Origin of the sequence: Pseudoduganella namucuonensis (assembly GCF_900116645.1) — a bacterium.
Taxonomy (GTDB): Bacteria; Pseudomonadota; Gammaproteobacteria; order Burkholderiales; family Burkholderiaceae_D; genus Rugamonas; species Rugamonas namucuonensis.
The window spans coordinates 181,890-197,373 of sequence record NZ_FPBO01000006.1; the positions used below are offsets into that span (position 1 = coordinate 181,890).

Consider the following 15,484-nt stretch of genomic DNA (forward strand, 5'->3'; position numbering starts at 1 on the left):
CTTGCATTTCCCTGAGGAAATGCTGACAAATTCCTGACAAGCGCACAAACCTTGGATTTTCGGGCGGATTTTCAGGGGAAACGCACGGAGAACAGCGCGCCCTGCCCGCTTGGGCCGGCACCGACGGCGATCGCGGCGCCGTGCGCGGCGGCGATGTCGCGCACGATGGCCAGGCCCAGGCCGCTGCCGGTGGTCTTGTCGTCCAGCCGCACGAAGCGGTTGAACACCGCCTCGCGCCGCGCCGGCGGGATGCCGGGACCGGAATCCTCCACCTCCAGCAGGCCGCCGCCCTGCGCGCCCGCCGCGGCCGGCGCGCAGCGCACCGTCACCGTGCCGCGCTCGGGCGTGTAGCGCAGCGCGTTGTCGACCAGGTTGTCGATCAGGTCGCGCAGCAGGAAGCGGTCGCCCATCACCTCGGTGCGCTCCAGTTCGAAGCCCAGGTCGATGGACTTGCGCGCCGCCTGCTCGACGAATTGCTGCACGCTGTCCTCCACCAGCAGGTTCAGTTGCACGGGCTCCAGCCGGGTCTTCTCGAAATGGCTGGGCTCGGCGCGCGCCAGCGCCAGCAGCTGGTTGGTCTGCCGTATCATGCGCTCGGTCGATAGCAGCATCAGCCGTATCGAATGGGCCGTCTCCGGCTCCTCGTGGCGGTCGGCCAGCCACTCGAGCTGGGCCTTCAGGCCGGCCAGCGGCGTGCGCAGCTGGTGCGCCACGTTGGCCAGGAAGTCGTGCTGGGCCTGGGCGCCCTCGCTGACCTTGGCCAGCAGGCCGTTGAAGGCGTGCACCACGGGTTCCAGCTCGTAGGGCACCTCGGCCTGCTGGATCGGCGCCAGGTCGTCGCGGGCGCGCGCGTTCAGGTTGGCGCGCATGCGGTCCAGCGGGCGCAGGCCGTTGGTGACCGAGAACCAGATCAGGCCCACGCAGGCCAGCGTGAACAGGCCGTCCAGCAACACCAGCGCGCGGAAAATGGCCTGGCGGATCTGCGTGCGCTTGCGCAGGGTCTTGGCGACGCCGATGTAGGCGATGTCGGCCGGCGCCGCGCCAGCGTCCAGGCGCAGGGAGGTCACCCTGACCGCCTCGCCGCGCATCACGCCGTCGTAGGCGAGCGCCGCCCCGGCCCGGGCCGGCTGGCGCAGCGCGGGGAAGTCGGCGTCGCCGGCGATGGCGCGGCCGGCGCGGTCGCGCACGACGAAATAGACGGCGTCGGCGTCGTCGTTGCGCAGCACCTGCTCGGCCTGCGGCGGCAGGTCGATGCGCCAGGCGCCGCCCTCGTTGGACAGGCGCGCGCCGAGCGCGCCGGCGGCGTCGGACAGGCTCTGGTCGAAGGCGATCTGCGCCGGCAGCCAGGCCAGCATATAGGTCAGCGCGCCGCCCGCCAGGTTGATCAGCAGGATGGGGGCGATCAGCCACTTGAGCAGCCGCAGCCGGATGCTGGACACGGTCAGGCGCCCGCGGAAGGTGTCTGTTCCAGCATATAGCCGAAGCCGCGGATGGTGCGGATGGTGATGCCGGCGTCGGCGATCTTCAGGCGCAGCCGCGAAATATAGACCTCCACCGCGTTCAGGGTCATCTCCTCGCCCCAGGGCAGGATGGCGTCGATGATCTGCTGCTTGGACACCACGCGGGCGCCATGCTGCAGCAGGTATTCCAGCACCGCCCATTCGCGCGCGGACAGTTCGATCGTGCGGTCCTTGACGCGGGCGCGCTTGGTGTCGCCGTCCAGCGCCAGGTCGCCCAGCGCCAGCACGGCGGGCTTGGGCGCGTTGCGCCGCACCAGCGCGCGCAGCCGCGCCACCAGTTCCGGCGTGGCGAAGGGTTTCACCAGGTAGTCGTCCGCGCCCAGCTCCAGGCCGCGCACGCGGTCCTCGATGGCGTCGCGCGCGGTCAGCAACAGCACCGGCGTGTGGTTGCCGCGCGCGCGCAGGCGGCGCACCACCTCGAAGCCGTCGATGCCGGGCAGGCCGATGTCCAGCACCACCACCGCCACCTCGGCGGCCTCGGCGCGCTGCAGCAGGGCGTCCGCGTCGGTGCCGCTGCGCAGCACGTCGACCGCCATGCCGTGGCCGGTCAATATGCGGTTCAAGCCATCCGCCAGGACGGCATCGTCTTCCACCAGTAACACGTGCATCAATCGCCTTTCGCCGCGGCCCCGCCGCATGGTGCCCGTACTATAGAGCCGCGCCGGCCATTCATCAAGTTGTCATATTTCGCAGGCATTATTGCGTTGAAGCAATTTCAATCCCCTACGGAATCCCCCATGAAGACCCTCCTCCGCCCTGCCATCGCCCTGATGCAGCGCCTGCGCCTGTTCCACAAGTTCATGCTCGTTACGCTGGTGTTCCTGTTGCCGCTGCTGTTGGTGGCGGCGTTGCTGATGAACGAGTTGCACAAGTCCATAGCCGTCACCGAGCGCGAGCAGCGCGGCGTGGCCTACATCGGCCAGTTGAAGGACGTCACCCGGCTGGTGCAGCGGCACCGCGCGCTGGAACGGCTGCGCCTGGCCGCCCGCCAGCAGGTCGACGGCAAGGCGCTGCGCGACGACATCGCGTTCCGCTTGAAACGCCTGGATGCCTGGCAGAAGGACGCCGACGGCCTGTCCGGCCTGCCCGAGTGGGCCGCCGTGCGCCAGGCCTGGAGCGCGCTGTCCGAACGCCAGGCCGCGATGGACGCCAAGGACAGCGTCGCCCTGCACGGCGCCCTGATCGGGCAGATCGGCAAGCTCGGCACCCTGGTGGCGGACCGCTCCAGCCTCAGCCTGGACCCGGAGGTGCAGACCTACTACCTGATCGCCACCTTCATCAAGACCCTGCCGGACATCGCCGAGGACTTGTCGGTGATCGCCGCCCGCGGCGGCGCCTACATCGACAGCGGCCTGTTGGAGGGCAACGAGGACCAGCTGCTGAACGCGACCGCCATGATCGCCCGCCACAACCTGGACCGCCTGCCGGCCCAGGTCGCGGCCATCCTGCAGCACAATCCGCAATTGAAGGCCGCTTTGCAGCCCCACATGGGCGCCGCGCCCGCCGCGCTGGCCTTCCTGGAACGCAGCAGGAACGAGGTCACCAACTCCTACAACCAGACCTCCGGCAAGGAATTCAACGCGGCCGCCAACCAGGCCATCGACGGCCTGTACGCCTTCGCCGGCGCCTCGGCCAAGGCGCTGGACCAGCTGCTGGCCGAGCGCATGGCGCGCGACCTGCTGCGCCGCGACTTGATGCTGCTGGGCGTGCTGGCCGCGATGGCCGCCGCCGCCTACCTGTTCGCCGGCTTCTACCTGTCGTTCTCGCGCGACGTGGGCAGCCTGAACCGCGCGGTGCAGGCCGCCGCCGCCGGCGACCTCACGCAAACCATCGCCTCCCCCGCGCGCGACGAGATCGGCGCGCTGGTCAACGCCTTCGGCGGCATGACGCGGGCGCTGGCCACGCTGGTGGAGGGGATCCGCACCGGCGCCGGCCGCATCGCCGACGGCGCCGACGAGCTGGCCGGCGGCAACACCGAGCTGTCCGGCCACACCGAGGCCCAGGCCGGCGACCTGTCGGCCACCGTGGCCTCGATGCGCGCGCTGACGGCCAACGTGCAGCGCAACGCCGCCCACGCCGAGAACGGGCGCCAACTGGTGCAATCGGCCACCGCCATCGCCCGCCAGGGCGGCCAGAGCGTGGCGGCCGTGGTCGACACCATGGCCGCCATCCGCGCCAGTTCGGACAAGATCAGCGACATCATCGGCGTGATCGACGGCATCGCCTTCCAGACCAATATCCTGGCGCTGAACGCGGCGGTCGAGGCGGCGCGCGCCGGCGACCAGGGCCGCGGCTTCGCGGTGGTGGCCGGCGAGGTGCGCAACCTGGCGCAGCGCTCGGCCGCCGCCGCGCTGGAGATCAAGAAACTGATCGTCGACTCGGTCGGCAAGGTGGAGGCAGGCAGCGAACTGGTGAACTCGGCCGGCGCCACCATGGAGCAGGTGGTGCGGTCGGTGCAGCAGACCGCCGCCATCATCGCCCAGATCAGCGCCGCCGAGGCGGCCCAGCGCGCCGAGATCGAACAGGTGGACCACGCGCTGGCCCGCATCGACGATATGACGCGCCAGAACGGCGCACTGGTGCTTCAAGCCTCTGTAGGAGCGGACCTGCTGCACGACGAGGCCGTACAGCTGAGTCAGGCCGTCAGCCGCTTCCGCCTGGACCACGCGGCCGGCCAGGCGCCCCGCGCCGCGCTGGAAACCGTGGCCCAGCCCCGCGAACGCAGCGCAAACAAGCCCAGCATCGTGTCGCGGAAGAGGCCCCTGATACGCCAGGGTTGAGGTTTTATCCCTGCCGCAATTTGTTGCAGTAGGACTAGACTTACAAGCCGCCATGCAAGGAGCCTACACGGGGGCGGAAAGCCGTCTTATGTTCGCGGCCTACATAAGAACTTAAAGTAACTACAACGCGATCGATAAAGTGGAGCGAGAACAGAAGCCCACCCGGAGACAGCAAACCGGCATCGAAACGCTACTGTGTACTTTAAGTCTGTGAGGAATAAAATGAACAACACTCAACTTGGCGATACCGTGATGCAGGCGCTGCCCCAGGCAATGCCTGTCGATTCCCGGGAATTCAAAGTTGCGTCCCGGCCGGTTGTCAGCTACAGCGGTACCCAGCAGAACGAACTGCTGGCCGCCCTGCCTCGTGAAGTCCTGGAATCCCTGTTTGAGCATTTGGAACTGGTCGCCCTGCCGTTCGGCAAGGAACTGTTCGAGTATGGCAGCAAGCTTGAAAACGTGTATTTCCCGACCACCGCCATCGTCTCGCTGCTGTATGTGATGGAGGACGGCGCCACCACCGAGATCGCGGTGGTGGGCCACGAGGGCGTGGTCGGCGTGTCGATGTTCCCCGGCGAGCGCGCCATGTGCAGCGCCGTCGTGCAGAGCGCCGGCTACGGCTACCGCCTGAAGGCGCAAGCCCTGCGCGACGCCTTCAACCAGGGCGGCGCCCTGCCCCAGTTGCTGATGCGTTACAACCACGCGCTGTTCGCCCAGATGGCGCAGAACGCCGTCGGCGGCCGCCACAGCTCGATCGAGCAGAAACTGTGCCGCTGGCTGCTGGACCGCCTGGACCGCTCGGTCAGCAACGAGTTGAAAGTGACCCAGGAAATGATTTCCATCATGCTGGGCGTGCGCCGCGAAAGCATCACCGCCGCCGCCGGCAAGCTGCAGGAGGACGGCCTGATCACCTACCGCCGCGGCAACATCACCGTCATTGATCGTTCAGGCTTGGAACGCTATGCGGGCGAGTGCTATAAGGTGGCGAAAACGGAGTACGATCGCCTGCTGGTAGACGTGTCCAGCTGCTGACCCCTTCCCTGCCCGCTCCGCTTCCCTTGCCCCGCAACGGAATATGCACCTCGATACAGGTACCCTTGTCATTGCGGCCGCGCCGTATGGTGAGGGTGCCTCCCAGCAGCAAAGCCCGCTCCCGCATTCCCAGCAGCCCGTGCGACATCGGCTTCACCAGCGTGTTGGAGGCGATGCCCACGCCGTCGTCGATGACCCGCAGCGTCAGCACGTCCTCGCCGCATTGCAGCGTCACGCTAACCTGGGTGGCCTTGGCGTACTTGCGGATATTGGTCAGCGATTCCTGCACGATGCGGAACAGCGCGATGGCCAGGCTGGCGTCGCGCGCCTTCGCCACGCCGTCGACATGGCTGGCGATATCGGTGTCGCAGGGCACTTGCGCCAGGCGGCTGAATTCCTCGCAATAACTCTCGATGGCGGCGCACAAGCCCAGGTTGTCTAGCAGGCTGGGGCGCAGGTTCTCGATGATGCGCCGCTTCATCTCCACCGTGTCGAGCAGGGTGGCGCGGGCGCGCTTGAGCTGTGACGCCAGTTCCGGCTGCGTCTTGGCCAGCTGGTGCATGACGGCGGCCACGTCCATGCTGATCGAGGTCAGGTTGGCGCCCATCTCGTCGTGCAATTCGCGCGACAGGCGCACCTTTTCCTCCTCGCTGATGCTGATCAGGTGACGCGACAGCACCGACAACTGCTCGGTTCGCTGTTCGACCGTGGATTCCAGGTTTTCATTGGCCGACTGCAAGGCGTGCTCGACCGCCGCGCGCGTCATGAAGCTGCGCCGCACCAATTGGTAGAACATGATCAGCACGACGATGGCGACCGCGTTGATGCCCATGCCCAGCAGCACCGCCTTCTGGTATTCGTGATAAAACGCCGCGCTGCGCTTGGTCAGCATCTCGTTTTGCTCCTGCACCATGATGACCACCAGCAGGCGGATCTCGTCCATGGCGGAGCGGTCGTCGCTGACCTTGGCGATGTTGACGATCTCCTCCAGGCCGGCCTGCCGGTAGACGTCGATCGCCTGCGTCATCAGCGCCAACTTGCGGCGCACCAGCGCGTGCAACTGGGCCAGGTTCTTGGATTGGCTGGGGCTGTCCGCCAGCAGCAGTTCGAGTTCCTTGAATTCGGCTTCCGTCTCGGCCGAGACGGTGCGGGTGGGGCCCAGGTAGGCCTCCTTGCCGGAGACGAAATAGCCGCGCATGCTGCTTTCGGCGTCGAGCACCAGCACGTTCAGGTATTGCAGGCGCTCGGCGACCCGCGAAGTCTGGCCCAACAGGAAGTTGGCGCCCTTGAGCGACTGCAGGTTGTGGAACAGGCTGAACCCGTTCACGATCAGTATCAATGCGCAGGTCACGCACAACACCGTCTTGTACAGGGGCAGTCGATGCTGGGGCGCCGATTCGACGGTGAAATACATCCTGATAAGCATCCTAAGGTTGGCACGGCGGGTCCGGGGAATTATAGACCCAGTAGAAATTTGCCGCAGCGCACAAGTTTCTACCGTGCGCACCTTTTGCGCTTAGGAAATCGCTATTCCAGCAGGTTGTTCTTCATCGCGTAATACGTCAGGTCGCTATTCGATTGCAGGCCCATCTTTTCCATGATGCGCGTGCGGTAGGTGCTGACGGTCTTGATGCTGAGCGACAGCGCCACCCCGATATCGGACACGGTCGCGCCCCGCGCCAGGCGCAGGAACACCTGGAACTCGCGGTCCGACAGCTCCGTGTGCGGCGCCGTGTTGGGATCGCGGTCGAAACTTTGCGCCAGCAATTCCCCCACCTGCGAACTGACATAGCGGCGGCCCTGGAACACCGTGCGCACGGCGGTGATCAGCTCGTCCGCCTCGCACTCCTTGTTCAGGTAGCCGTTGGCGCCCATCTTGAACAGGTTCAGCGCGTATTGCTGGGCCGGATAGCCGGACAGGATCAGCACCGGCAAATCGGGCTGGCCCTGGCGTATCGTGCGCAGCGTGTCGATGCCGGACTGGTCCGGCATGGCGATATCGAGCAACAACACGTCGCAGATCTCGCGCCGCGCGATGTCGAGCGCCTCGCGCCCCGTGCTGCCTTCCGCGACCACGCTGAAATCGTCCGACGACGAGAATATCTGCTTGAAGCCAGCTCTTACTATTTGATGATCGTCACATATGGCAACGCGTATCATTGTTTTCCCTCGTGTCTTCCTTGCGTTTGGAGAGAATGGACTGTCATGAACACTTCCACTGGCAAAAGAATAACATTAATATTGTAGCACCGTTATTTTACACTTCCTGTCCGCAAGCGACGGTTCCGCTGCGCGGCGGACGAAAAAAAAGACGCGCCCGCGCCTTCTTTAGCAGCCCGGCCGCGTCAGCCGAGCAGAGCGAGGATGGCCAGCAATTCCTTGCGCACCATTTCCCTGTCCAGCGGCGGCGGTCGCGGCGCCCGCGTTTCCCCGGTGTGTCCTTCATCATACTCTGTCTGCCCACCGTCCGCGTGCCGGCTGTCGAGCTTATTGCGCGCGCCACTGATGGTGAAGCCCTGCTCGTACAGCAATTCCCGTATACGGCGTATCAGCAGCACTTCATGGTGCTGGTAGTAGCGCCGGTTGCCGCGCCGCTTGACCGGCTTGAGCTGTGTGAACTCCTGCTCCCAGTAGCGCAGCACATGGGGCTTCACGCCGCACAGCTCGCTCACCTCGCCTATCGTGAAATAGCGCTTGGCAGGGATAGGCGGCAGCACCACCAGTTCAGTCTTGCCGAGACGATCATTCATGGGCGGCGCTCACTCGGGTCGATCAGGCGGCGCGCGCCATCGGATTGCTTTCCTCGACCATGCTCTTGAGCTTCTGGCTGGCATGGAACGTGACCACGCGGCGCGCGGTGATCGGTATCTCTTCGCCCGTCTTCGGATTGCGGCCCGGCCGCTGCGGCTTGTCGCGCAGCTGGAAATTGCCGAAACCGGACAGCTTGACGGCCTCGCCGCGCTCGAGCGCGTTGCGGATCTCGTCAAAGAAGGTCTCCACCATGTCCTTGGCTTCCCGCTTGTTCAAGCCCACCTGCTCGAACAGCAACTCGGCCAGCTCCGCCTTGGTCAGCGTGGGCATGTCCTTTTCGGCTTCCTGGCGCACCTTGGCCACCAGCATCGCGCTGTGCAGTTCCGCGTCCAGCGCGGACTGCAGTACAGCGGTTTCGACGTCGTTATTGTTAATTTTGCCACCCAACCTAAAAAATATTGCGGGGTCTGGGGTCAGACCCTCCGCGCCACAAGCCGCCGATGCTGGCCCGCGACAGGCATCGCGAGTCTGACCCCGGTTACGTCGGCCTCTATCAAGCCCGCAGTTTCGCGCCGTGTTTTTGCGCGGCCGCCTCGGCCAGCGCGGCCATCACGGCATCCACCACATCGTCCTGCAGGGTGTTTTGAGTATCTTGCAAGCTAAAGCGGAAAGCAAGCGATTTTTCGTCCGCCTCCAAGCCCTTGCCGCGATATTCATCAAACAAAACAATGGCTTGCACAAGCTTGCCTTGCGGATTTACTTTCTGCGCAGCAGCAAAAGAGTCCAGCAGGTCCTGCGCCGGCACCTCCTGTTTGACCACCAGCGCCAGGTCGCGCGTGGCGCCGGGGAACTTGGAGATCTCGCTGTATTTTGGCACATTTCGTTGCTGCAAGGCAATTGCATCGACCTCGAACAGCACGGGCGCCTGCGGCAGGTCGTATTTCTGCAACCAGCGCGGGTGCAGCTCGCCGATGAAACCGATCACCTTGCCGTCCAGCTCCACCGAGGCCGAGCGGCCCGGATGCAGCGCCGGATGGGCGGTCTTGCTGAAGCGCAGCGTTTGCGGCGCGAACAGCTGCTCCAGGTCGGCCTTGACGTCGAAGAAGTCGACGGCGCGGCTGCCCTGGCCCCACTGCTCGTCCGCCACCGGGCCGTAGGCCAGCGCGGCGACGCGCTGCGGCTGGTCGTAGCCGGCCACCGTCAGCGCGCCGTCGGACACGCCGCCGTCGCGCTTGAAGATGGCGCCCACTTCGAACACGCGCACGCGGTTCGTTTTGCGGTTGAGGTTGTAGCGCACGTTGGCCAGCAGGCCGCCGATCAGCGTCGAGCGCATCACGCTCATCTGGCTGGCGATCGGGTTCCGCAGCTTGATCGGGTTGTCGTTGCCGGCGAAGTCCAGTTCCCACTGGCTTTCCACGAAGCTCATGTTGACCACTTCCTGGTAGCCGAAATCGGCCAGCTGGTGGCGCACGGCGAACAGCGAACGGGTGTTCTCGGGCGCGATGCGCATGGTGTTCGGCGCCACCGGGGCCACGGCCGGGATGTTCTCGAAACCGTAGACGCGGGCCACTTCCTCGATCAAGTCTTCCTCGATTTCGATGTCGAAACGGTAGGAAGGCGCGGTCACCGAAAAGACGCCGTCGTCCAGCGTGAACGGCAGCGCCAGGCGCGTGAAGATGTCGGCGATCAGCTCGTCCGTCAGCGGCACGCCGATGACCTTCTGGGCGCGCGCCGTGCGCATGCGCACCGGCTGGCGCTGTGGCAGGTTGACCACATGGTCGTCCACCGGGCCCACTTGCGTGGTGGCGGTGCCGCAGATCTCGACGATCAGCGCGGTGATGCGCTCGATGTGCTCGACCGTGGTGGCGTAGTCGACGCCGCGCTCGAAGCGGTGCGCCGCGTCGGTGGAGAAGTTGTACTTGCGGGCGCGGCCCTGGATGGCGTTGGGCCACCAGAACGCCGCCTCCAGGTAGATCGCGTCCGTGTCCAGCGAGACGGCGGTGGCGTCGCCGCCCATGATGCCGGCCAGCGATTCGATTTCCTTGTCGTCGGCGATCACGCCCACCCATTCATCGACCGCGATGGTGTTGCCGTTCAACAGCTTCAGCGATTCGCCGGCCTTGCCCCAGCGCACGTCCAGGCCGCCGTGGATCTTGGCCAGGTCGAACACGTGGGTCGGACGGCCCAGTTCCAGCATCACATAGTTGGAGATGTCCACCAGCGCGGACACCGAGCGCTGGCCGCTGCGCTCGATGCGCTGCTTGAGCCAGTCCGGCGTCGCCGCCTTGGCGTTCAGGCCGCGGATCACGCGGCCGCTGAAACGGCCGCACAGGTCCGGCGCCGACACCTTCACCGGCAGCACCTCGTCGCTGGTGACGGGCACGGCGCGGAACGCGGGCGCGTGCAGCGGCGTGCCGGTCAGCGCCGACACTTCGCGCGCCACGCCCAGCACGGACAGGCAGTCGGCCTTGTTCGGGGTCAGCTTGATGGTGAATTTGAGGTCGTTCAGCGCGTAGTAGTCGCGGAAGTTCTGGCCGACCGGGGCGTCGTCCGGCAGTTCGATCAGGCCGGCGCCCTCCTCCGACAGCTTCAATTCCTTCGCCGAGCACAGCATGCCCTGCGATTCCACGCCGCGCAGCTGGCCGACCTTGATTTCGAAGGGCTTACCGTCCGCGCCGGGCGGCAGCACGGCGCCGGCCATCGCGCACACGACCTTCAGGCCCGGGCGCACGTTGGGCGCGCCGCACACGATGTTGAGCAAGGTGCCGGTGCCGACGTCGACCTGGCACACGTTCAGGCGGTCCGCGTTCGGGTGCTTGGCCATCTCGCGCACGTGGCCCACGACCACGTTGTTGAACGGCGGGGCGACCGGCTCCACTTCCTCGACTTCCAGGCCGGACATGGTCAGCAGATGCGCCAGTTCGTCCGAAGTCATCTTCGGATCAACCAGGGTGCGCAGCCAGTTTTCAGAGAATTGCATAGTCGTCTACCGTATTAGTTGAACTGTTTCAGGAAGCGCAGGTCGCCTTCGTAGAACAGGCGCAGGTCGTTGATGCCGTAGCGCAGCATGGTCAGGCGCTCGAGGCCGGAGCCGAACGCGAAACCGATGAAGCGCTCGGGATCGAGCCCGAAATTGCGCACCACCGACGGGTGCACCTGGCCGGAGCCGGACACCTCCAGCCAGCGGCCCTTCAGCGGACCGCTGCCGAACGCGATGTCGATCTCGGCCGACGGTTCGGTGAACGGGAAATACGAGGGACGGAAACGCACTTGCAGGTCGTCGGTCTCGAAAAAGGCCTTGACGAAGTTCAGGTACACGCCCTTCAGGTCGGCGAAGCTGATGTCCTCGGCGATCCACAGGCCCTCGACCTGGTGGAACATCGGCGAGTGGGTGGCGTCGCTGTCGACGCGGTAGGTGCGGCCGGGCGCGATCACCTTGATCGGCGGCGTGTGGGTGCGCGCGTAGCGCACCTGCATCGGGCTGGTGTGCGTGCGCAGCAGCAGCGGCTTGCCGGTGCTGTCGTCGCCGTCGATATAGAAGGTGTCCTGCATCGAGCGCGCCGGATGGTTTTCCGGGCTGTTCAAGGCGGTGAAATTGGTCCAGTCGGTCTCGATCTCGGGACCGCCGGCCACGTCGAAGCCGATGGAGCGGAAGATCTCTTCCACGCGTTCCCAGGTGCGCATCACCGGATGCAGGCCACCGCCGGCGCGGCCGCGGCCTGGCAAGGTGACATCGATCGCCTCGGCGTTCAGACGGGATTGCAGCTGGGCTTCGGCCATGGCGTCGCGGCGCGCGGTCAGCGCGGCCTCGATCTGCACTTTGGCGGCGTTGATCAGCGCGCCCTGCGCCTTCTTGGCGTCCGGGTCGAGCTTGCCCAGGCCCTTCATCATTTCGGTGATCTGGCCGGTCTTGCCCAGGTACTGGGCTTTGGCGTTTTCTAGTGCGGCAGCGTCCACGGCGGCGATAAAGTCAGCACGGGCCGAGACGACGAGTTCTTCCAGGGAATTCATGATGCGGTAATCCTGTCGTGGAAATTAAAAACGGGGCACAGGTTCACACCTTGCCCCGCTCTCATGCGCCGCCCTGCGGCGGCGCCACGCATAGCTCGCTGCGATCAGGCGGCGAGTTGTGCTTTGACGGTGTTGACAATCGCGGCGAAGGCCGGCTTGTCCATCACTGCCATATCGGCCAGAACCTTACGGTCCAGCTCGATGTTCGCCTTCTTCAGGCCGTTCATGAACACGCTGTACGTCACGCCATGCTCACGGGAAGCGGCGTTGATACGGGCGATCCACAGACGACGGAAGACGCGCTTCTTGTTACGGCGATCGCGGTAGGCGTACTGGCCGGCGCGCATGACTGCTTGCTTGGCAATACGGTATACCTTGCTGCGGCGACCACGGTAACCCTTGGCCAGATTCAGTACTTTTTTATGACGGGCACGCGCAGTAACCCCACGTTTTACTCGAGGCATATTAGCTCCTTAGATGAGTGTGAGATTAAGCGGATGGCATCATACGCAGCACGGACGTGACGTCCGACGCGTTGATGTTACGGGTACCACGCAGCTGACGCTTGTTTTTGGTGGTTTTCTTGGTCAGGATGTGGCGTTTGAAAGCCATGCCCGATTTAACGGTACCACCTGGACGCACGCGAAAACGCTTCTTCGCGGAGCTTTTGGTCTTCATTTTTGGCATAACACATCTAGCCTTTCGGCTAGCTCCAAAGTAACAGGATTGCAGGTGGCAACACTACGTCGCGCTTAGAGGCCTGCTTTCACTTGTTGATGCAGCGGCCCGCTGCGGGGCCACTACATTTTGCCGGTGACCCGGCAAATTCTGCGCAAAACGGCGCGGGCGGGTGAGAACACCCGCCACGCAGTCCGCTATTGTAGCTTATTTTTTCTTCTTGGGGGCCAGAACCATGATCATCTGGCGGCCTTCCATCTTCGGGAACTGCTCGACCTGGCCATAGGGCTCGAGGTCGGCCTTCAGACGTTCAAGCATACGGAAACCGATATCCTGGTGCGCCATCTCACGGCCGCGGAAGCGCAGCGTGATCTTGGTCTTGTCGCCTTCATCGAGGAACTTGATGAGGTTGCGCAGCTTGATATTGTAATCGCCATCATCGGTGCCGGGACGGAATTTGACTTCCTTCACGGAGATGATCTTCTGCTTCAATTTCGCTTCGTGGGCCTTTTTCTGCTCCGAATACTTGAACTTGCCGTAGTCCATCAGACGGCACACCGGTGGAACCGCCGTCGGGGCGATCTCCACCAGGTCGACGTTCGCTTCTTCCGCGAGGCGGAAGGCTTCGGCCAGGCTCACGATACCGAGCGGTTCGTTTTCCACTCCGCTTAAACGCATTTCGGGAGCGGTAATTTCGCCATTGATGCGATGCGACTTGTCAGTAGCTATAGTCGTTTTCCTTTAAAAATCTGGATGAATGGCCGGTATGCGAGTTTCCTCGGATCAGGCTTTGGTTGCGACGTCTTGTTGGAGTCGGTCAACCAGGGCGTCGATGGACATCACGCCCAGATCGACATTGCCACGCGCCCGCACGGCCACAGTGTTGGCATCCCGTTCCTTGTCGCCCACCACGAGGATGTACGGCAGTTTTTGGACGGAATGTTCGCGTATTTTATACGTAATCTTCTCGTTCCGCAAATCGGTCTGCACGCGGAAGCCCTGTTTACGCAGCTTCGCGGCCACATCCTGCACATAATCGGCCTGCGCGTCCGAGATGTTCAGGATGGACACCTGCACCGGCGCCAGCCACATCGGCAGCGCGCCGGCGTAGTTCTCGATCAGGATGCCGATGAAGCGTTCCAGCGAACCGACGATCGCGCGGTGCAGCATGACCGGCACCTTGCGCGTGTTGTCGACCGCGACATACTCGGCGCCCAGGCGGCCCGGCATCGAGAAGTCGACCTGCATGGTGCCGACCTGCCAAGGGCGGCCCAGCGAATCCTTCAGGTGGTACTCGATCTTCGGACCGTAGAACGCGCCCTCGCCCGGCAACTCGGTCCAGGTCACGCCGCAGGCGCGCAGCGCCGAACGCAGCGCCTCCTCGGCGGTGTCCCACACCTCGTCGGAACCGATGCGGTTGTCCGGACGCAGCGCGATCTTGACGTCGATGTTCTCGAAGCCGAAATCGTCATACACCTCCATCGCCTGCGCGTGGAAGGCCGTCACCTCCGCCTCGATCTGCTCCTCGGTACAGAAGATGTGGCCGTCGTCCTGGGTGAAGCCGCGCACGCGCATCACGCCGTGCAGCGCGCCCGACGGCTCGTTGCGGTGGCACTGGCCGAACTCGCCGTAGCGCAGCGGCAGGTCGCGGTAGGACTTCATGCCCGAGTTGTAGATCTGCACGTGGCCCGGGCAGTTCATCGGCTTGAGCGCGTAGGAACGGTTCTCGGACTCGGTGGAGAACATGTTCTCGCGGTAGTTTTCCCAGTGGCCGGTTTTCTCCCACAGCGTGCGGTCCAGGATCTGCGGCGCCTTCACCTCCTGGTAGCCGTTCACCACGTATTTGTGGCGCATGTATTGCTCCACCTGCTGCCAGATCGCCCAGCCCTTCGGATGCCAGAAGATCAGGCCCGGCGCCTCGTCCTGGAAGTGGAAGAAGTCCAGTTGCTTGCCCAGCTTGCGGTGGTCGCGCTTCTCGGCCTCCTCCAAGTTGTGCAGGTACTGCTCCTGGTCTTCCTTCTTGGTCCAGGCGGTGCCGTACACGCGCTGCAACATCTCGTTCTTGGAGTCGCCGCGCCAGTAGGCGCCGGCCAGCTTCATCAGCTTGAACACCTTCAGCTTGCCGGTGGACGGCACGTGCGGACCACGGCACAGGTCGGTGAACGCGCCCTCGCTGTACAGCGACACGTCCTCGTTGGACGGGATCGAGGCGATGATCTCGGCCTTGTAGTGCTCGTTGATGGACTTGAAGTAGGCCACCGCCTCGTCGCGCGGCAGCACCTTGCGGGTGACTTGCTCGTCCTTCTTGGCCAGCTCGGCCATTTTCTTTTCGATCGCCGCCAGGTCGTCCGGCGTGAACGGGCGCTTGTACGAGAAATCGTAGTAGAAGCCGTTCTCGATCACCGGGCCGATGGTGACCTGCGCGTCCGGGAACAGCTCCTTGACGGCGTAGGCCAGCAAGTGGGCGGTGGAGTGGCGGATCACGTCCAGACCCTCGGGGTCGCGGTCGGTGACGATGGCGACGTCGGCGTCCCTCTCGATCAGGAAGGAGGTGTCGACCACCTTGCCGTCGACCTTGCCGGCCAGCGCGGCCTTGCCCAGGCTGGTGCTGATGTTGGTGGCGACCTGGGCCACCGTCACTGGGGCGTCGAACTGACGCACGGAACCATCGGGAAGTCGGACTGCAACCATCATGCTCTCCAATCGGCGTAA

General features: G+C 64.6%; 14 protein-coding genes. 2 read left to right on the plus strand and 12 right to left on the minus strand.

Features of this window, described 5'->3' with window-relative positions; all coding sequences use genetic code 11:
* Nucleotides 1–71: 71 nt before the first annotated feature.
* Entirely contained in the window at nt 72–1,439 is a 1,368-nt protein-coding gene (locus BM436_RS08845) for a sensor histidine kinase (protein WP_093555141.1), read from the minus strand.
* Nucleotides 1,440–1,441: 2 nt separating this feature from the next.
* Nucleotides 1,442–2,128: a response regulator transcription factor gene (locus BM436_RS08850; RefSeq protein WP_093555142.1), complete on the minus strand. Its 687-nt coding sequence runs from the start codon at nt 2,126–2,128 to the stop codon at nt 1,442–1,444.
* A gap of 129 nt (nt 2,129–2,257) precedes the next feature.
* Here BM436_RS08850 and BM436_RS08855 point away from each other — a divergent pair, with 129 nt between their 5' ends.
* Together BM436_RS08855 and BM436_RS08860 are read left to right on the plus strand one after the other, a co-directional pair.
* Nucleotides 2,258–4,300 (plus strand): methyl-accepting chemotaxis protein, encoded by a 2,043-nt coding sequence (locus BM436_RS08855; RefSeq protein ID WP_093555143.1) that lies wholly within the window; start codon nt 2,258–2,260, stop codon nt 4,298–4,300.
* 222 nt (nt 4,301–4,522) lie between these two features.
* The gene (locus BM436_RS08860) at nt 4,523–5,332 is read left to right on the plus strand and encodes a Crp/Fnr family transcriptional regulator (RefSeq protein ID WP_093555144.1); all 810 of its coding nucleotides are present in this window, start codon (nt 4,523–4,525) and stop codon (nt 5,330–5,332) included.
* On the opposite strand, the gene BM436_RS08865 is transcribed toward BM436_RS08860, so the two are convergent.
* The 10 genes from BM436_RS08865 to thrS all read right to left on the minus strand — a co-directional run bounded on the left by BM436_RS08865 (nt 5,235) and on the right by thrS (nt 15,463).
* Nucleotides 5,235–6,746: a CHASE3 domain-containing protein gene (locus BM436_RS08865; protein WP_093555145.1), complete on the minus strand. Its 1,512-nt coding sequence runs from the start codon at nt 6,744–6,746 to the stop codon at nt 5,235–5,237. The genes BM436_RS08860 and BM436_RS08865 overlap by 98 nt on opposite strands.
* 113 nt (nt 6,747–6,859) lie before the next feature.
* Nucleotides 6,860–7,492, minus strand: a complete 633-nt coding sequence (locus BM436_RS08870) for a response regulator (protein WP_093555146.1) — start codon at nt 7,490–7,492, stop codon at nt 6,860–6,862.
* A 185-nt stretch (nt 7,493–7,677) separates the two neighbouring features.
* Entirely contained in the window at nt 7,678–8,082 is a 405-nt protein-coding gene (locus tag BM436_RS08875; RefSeq protein ID WP_093555147.1) for a MerR family transcriptional regulator, read from the minus strand.
* Nucleotides 8,083–8,104: 22 nt separating this feature from the next.
* Nucleotides 8,105–8,452, minus strand: a complete 348-nt coding sequence (locus tag BM436_RS08880; protein WP_057157010.1) for an integration host factor subunit alpha — start codon at nt 8,450–8,452, stop codon at nt 8,105–8,107.
* 184 nt (nt 8,453–8,636) lie between these two features.
* Complete coding sequence (pheT, locus tag BM436_RS08885; RefSeq protein ID WP_093555148.1) at nt 8,637–11,063, minus strand: phenylalanine--tRNA ligase subunit beta; 2,427 nt, start codon at nt 11,061–11,063, stop codon at nt 8,637–8,639.
* Between the two features lie 14 nt (nt 11,064–11,077).
* Nucleotides 11,078–12,094 carry a phenylalanine--tRNA ligase subunit alpha gene (pheS, locus tag BM436_RS08890; RefSeq protein WP_093555149.1) on the minus strand — a complete coding sequence of 339 codons (1,017 nt, stop codon included), beginning with the start codon at nt 12,092–12,094 and terminating at the stop codon, nt 11,078–11,080.
* 104 nt (nt 12,095–12,198) lie between these two features.
* A complete protein-coding gene (rplT, locus tag BM436_RS08895) occupies nt 12,199–12,558 on the minus strand; it encodes a 50S ribosomal protein L20 (RefSeq protein WP_093555150.1) in 360 nt (119 codons plus the stop codon).
* 25 nt (nt 12,559–12,583) lie between these two features.
* Complete coding sequence (gene rpmI / locus BM436_RS08900; protein WP_057262756.1) at nt 12,584–12,781, minus strand: 50S ribosomal protein L35; 198 nt, start codon at nt 12,779–12,781, stop codon at nt 12,584–12,586.
* Between the two features lie 198 nt (nt 12,782–12,979).
* Nucleotides 12,980–13,501, minus strand: coding sequence for a translation initiation factor IF-3 (gene infC / locus BM436_RS08905; protein ID WP_093555151.1), 522 nt, complete (start codon nt 13,499–13,501; stop codon nt 12,980–12,982).
* 54 nt (nt 13,502–13,555) lie between these two features.
* Nucleotides 13,556–15,463 (minus strand): threonine--tRNA ligase, encoded by a 1,908-nt coding sequence (gene thrS / locus BM436_RS08910; RefSeq protein WP_093555152.1) that lies wholly within the window; start codon nt 15,461–15,463, stop codon nt 13,556–13,558.
* Nucleotides 15,464–15,484: the final 21 nt, after the last annotated feature.

Coding starts and splice junctions, on each gene's coding strand:
- BM436_RS08850 (WP_093555142.1), bottom strand. CDS start 2,128: ATGCACGTGTTACTGGTGGAAGACGATGCCGTCCTGGCGGATGGCTTG.
- BM436_RS08855 (WP_093555143.1), top strand. CDS start 2,258: ATGAAGACCCTCCTCCGCCCTGCCATCGCCCTGATGCAGCGCCTGCGC.
- BM436_RS08860 (WP_093555144.1), top strand. CDS start 4,523: ATGAACAACACTCAACTTGGCGATACCGTGATGCAGGCGCTGCCCCAG.
- BM436_RS08865 (WP_093555145.1), bottom strand. CDS start 6,746: ATGTATTTCACCGTCGAATCGGCGCCCCAGCATCGACTGCCCCTGTAC.
- BM436_RS08870 (WP_093555146.1), bottom strand. CDS start 7,492: ATGATACGCGTTGCCATATGTGACGATCATCAAATAGTAAGAGCTGGC.
- BM436_RS08875 (WP_093555147.1), bottom strand. CDS start 8,082: ATGAATGATCGTCTCGGCAAGACTGAACTGGTGGTGCTGCCGCCTATC.
- BM436_RS08880 (WP_057157010.1), bottom strand. CDS start 8,452: ATGCTGGTGGCCAAGGTGCGCCAGGAAGCCGAAAAGGACATGCCCACG.
- pheT (WP_093555148.1), bottom strand. CDS start 11,063: ATGCAATTCTCTGAAAACTGGCTGCGCACCCTGGTTGATCCGAAGATG.
- pheS (WP_093555149.1), bottom strand. CDS start 12,094: ATGAATTCCCTGGAAGAACTCGTCGTCTCGGCCCGTGCTGACTTTATC.
- rplT (WP_093555150.1), bottom strand. CDS start 12,558: ATGCCTCGAGTAAAACGTGGGGTTACTGCGCGTGCCCGTCATAAAAAA.
- rpmI (WP_057262756.1), bottom strand. CDS start 12,781: ATGCCAAAAATGAAGACCAAAAGCTCCGCGAAGAAGCGTTTTCGCGTG.
- thrS (WP_093555152.1), bottom strand. CDS start 15,463: ATGGTTGCAGTCCGACTTCCCGATGGTTCCGTGCGTCAGTTCGACGCC.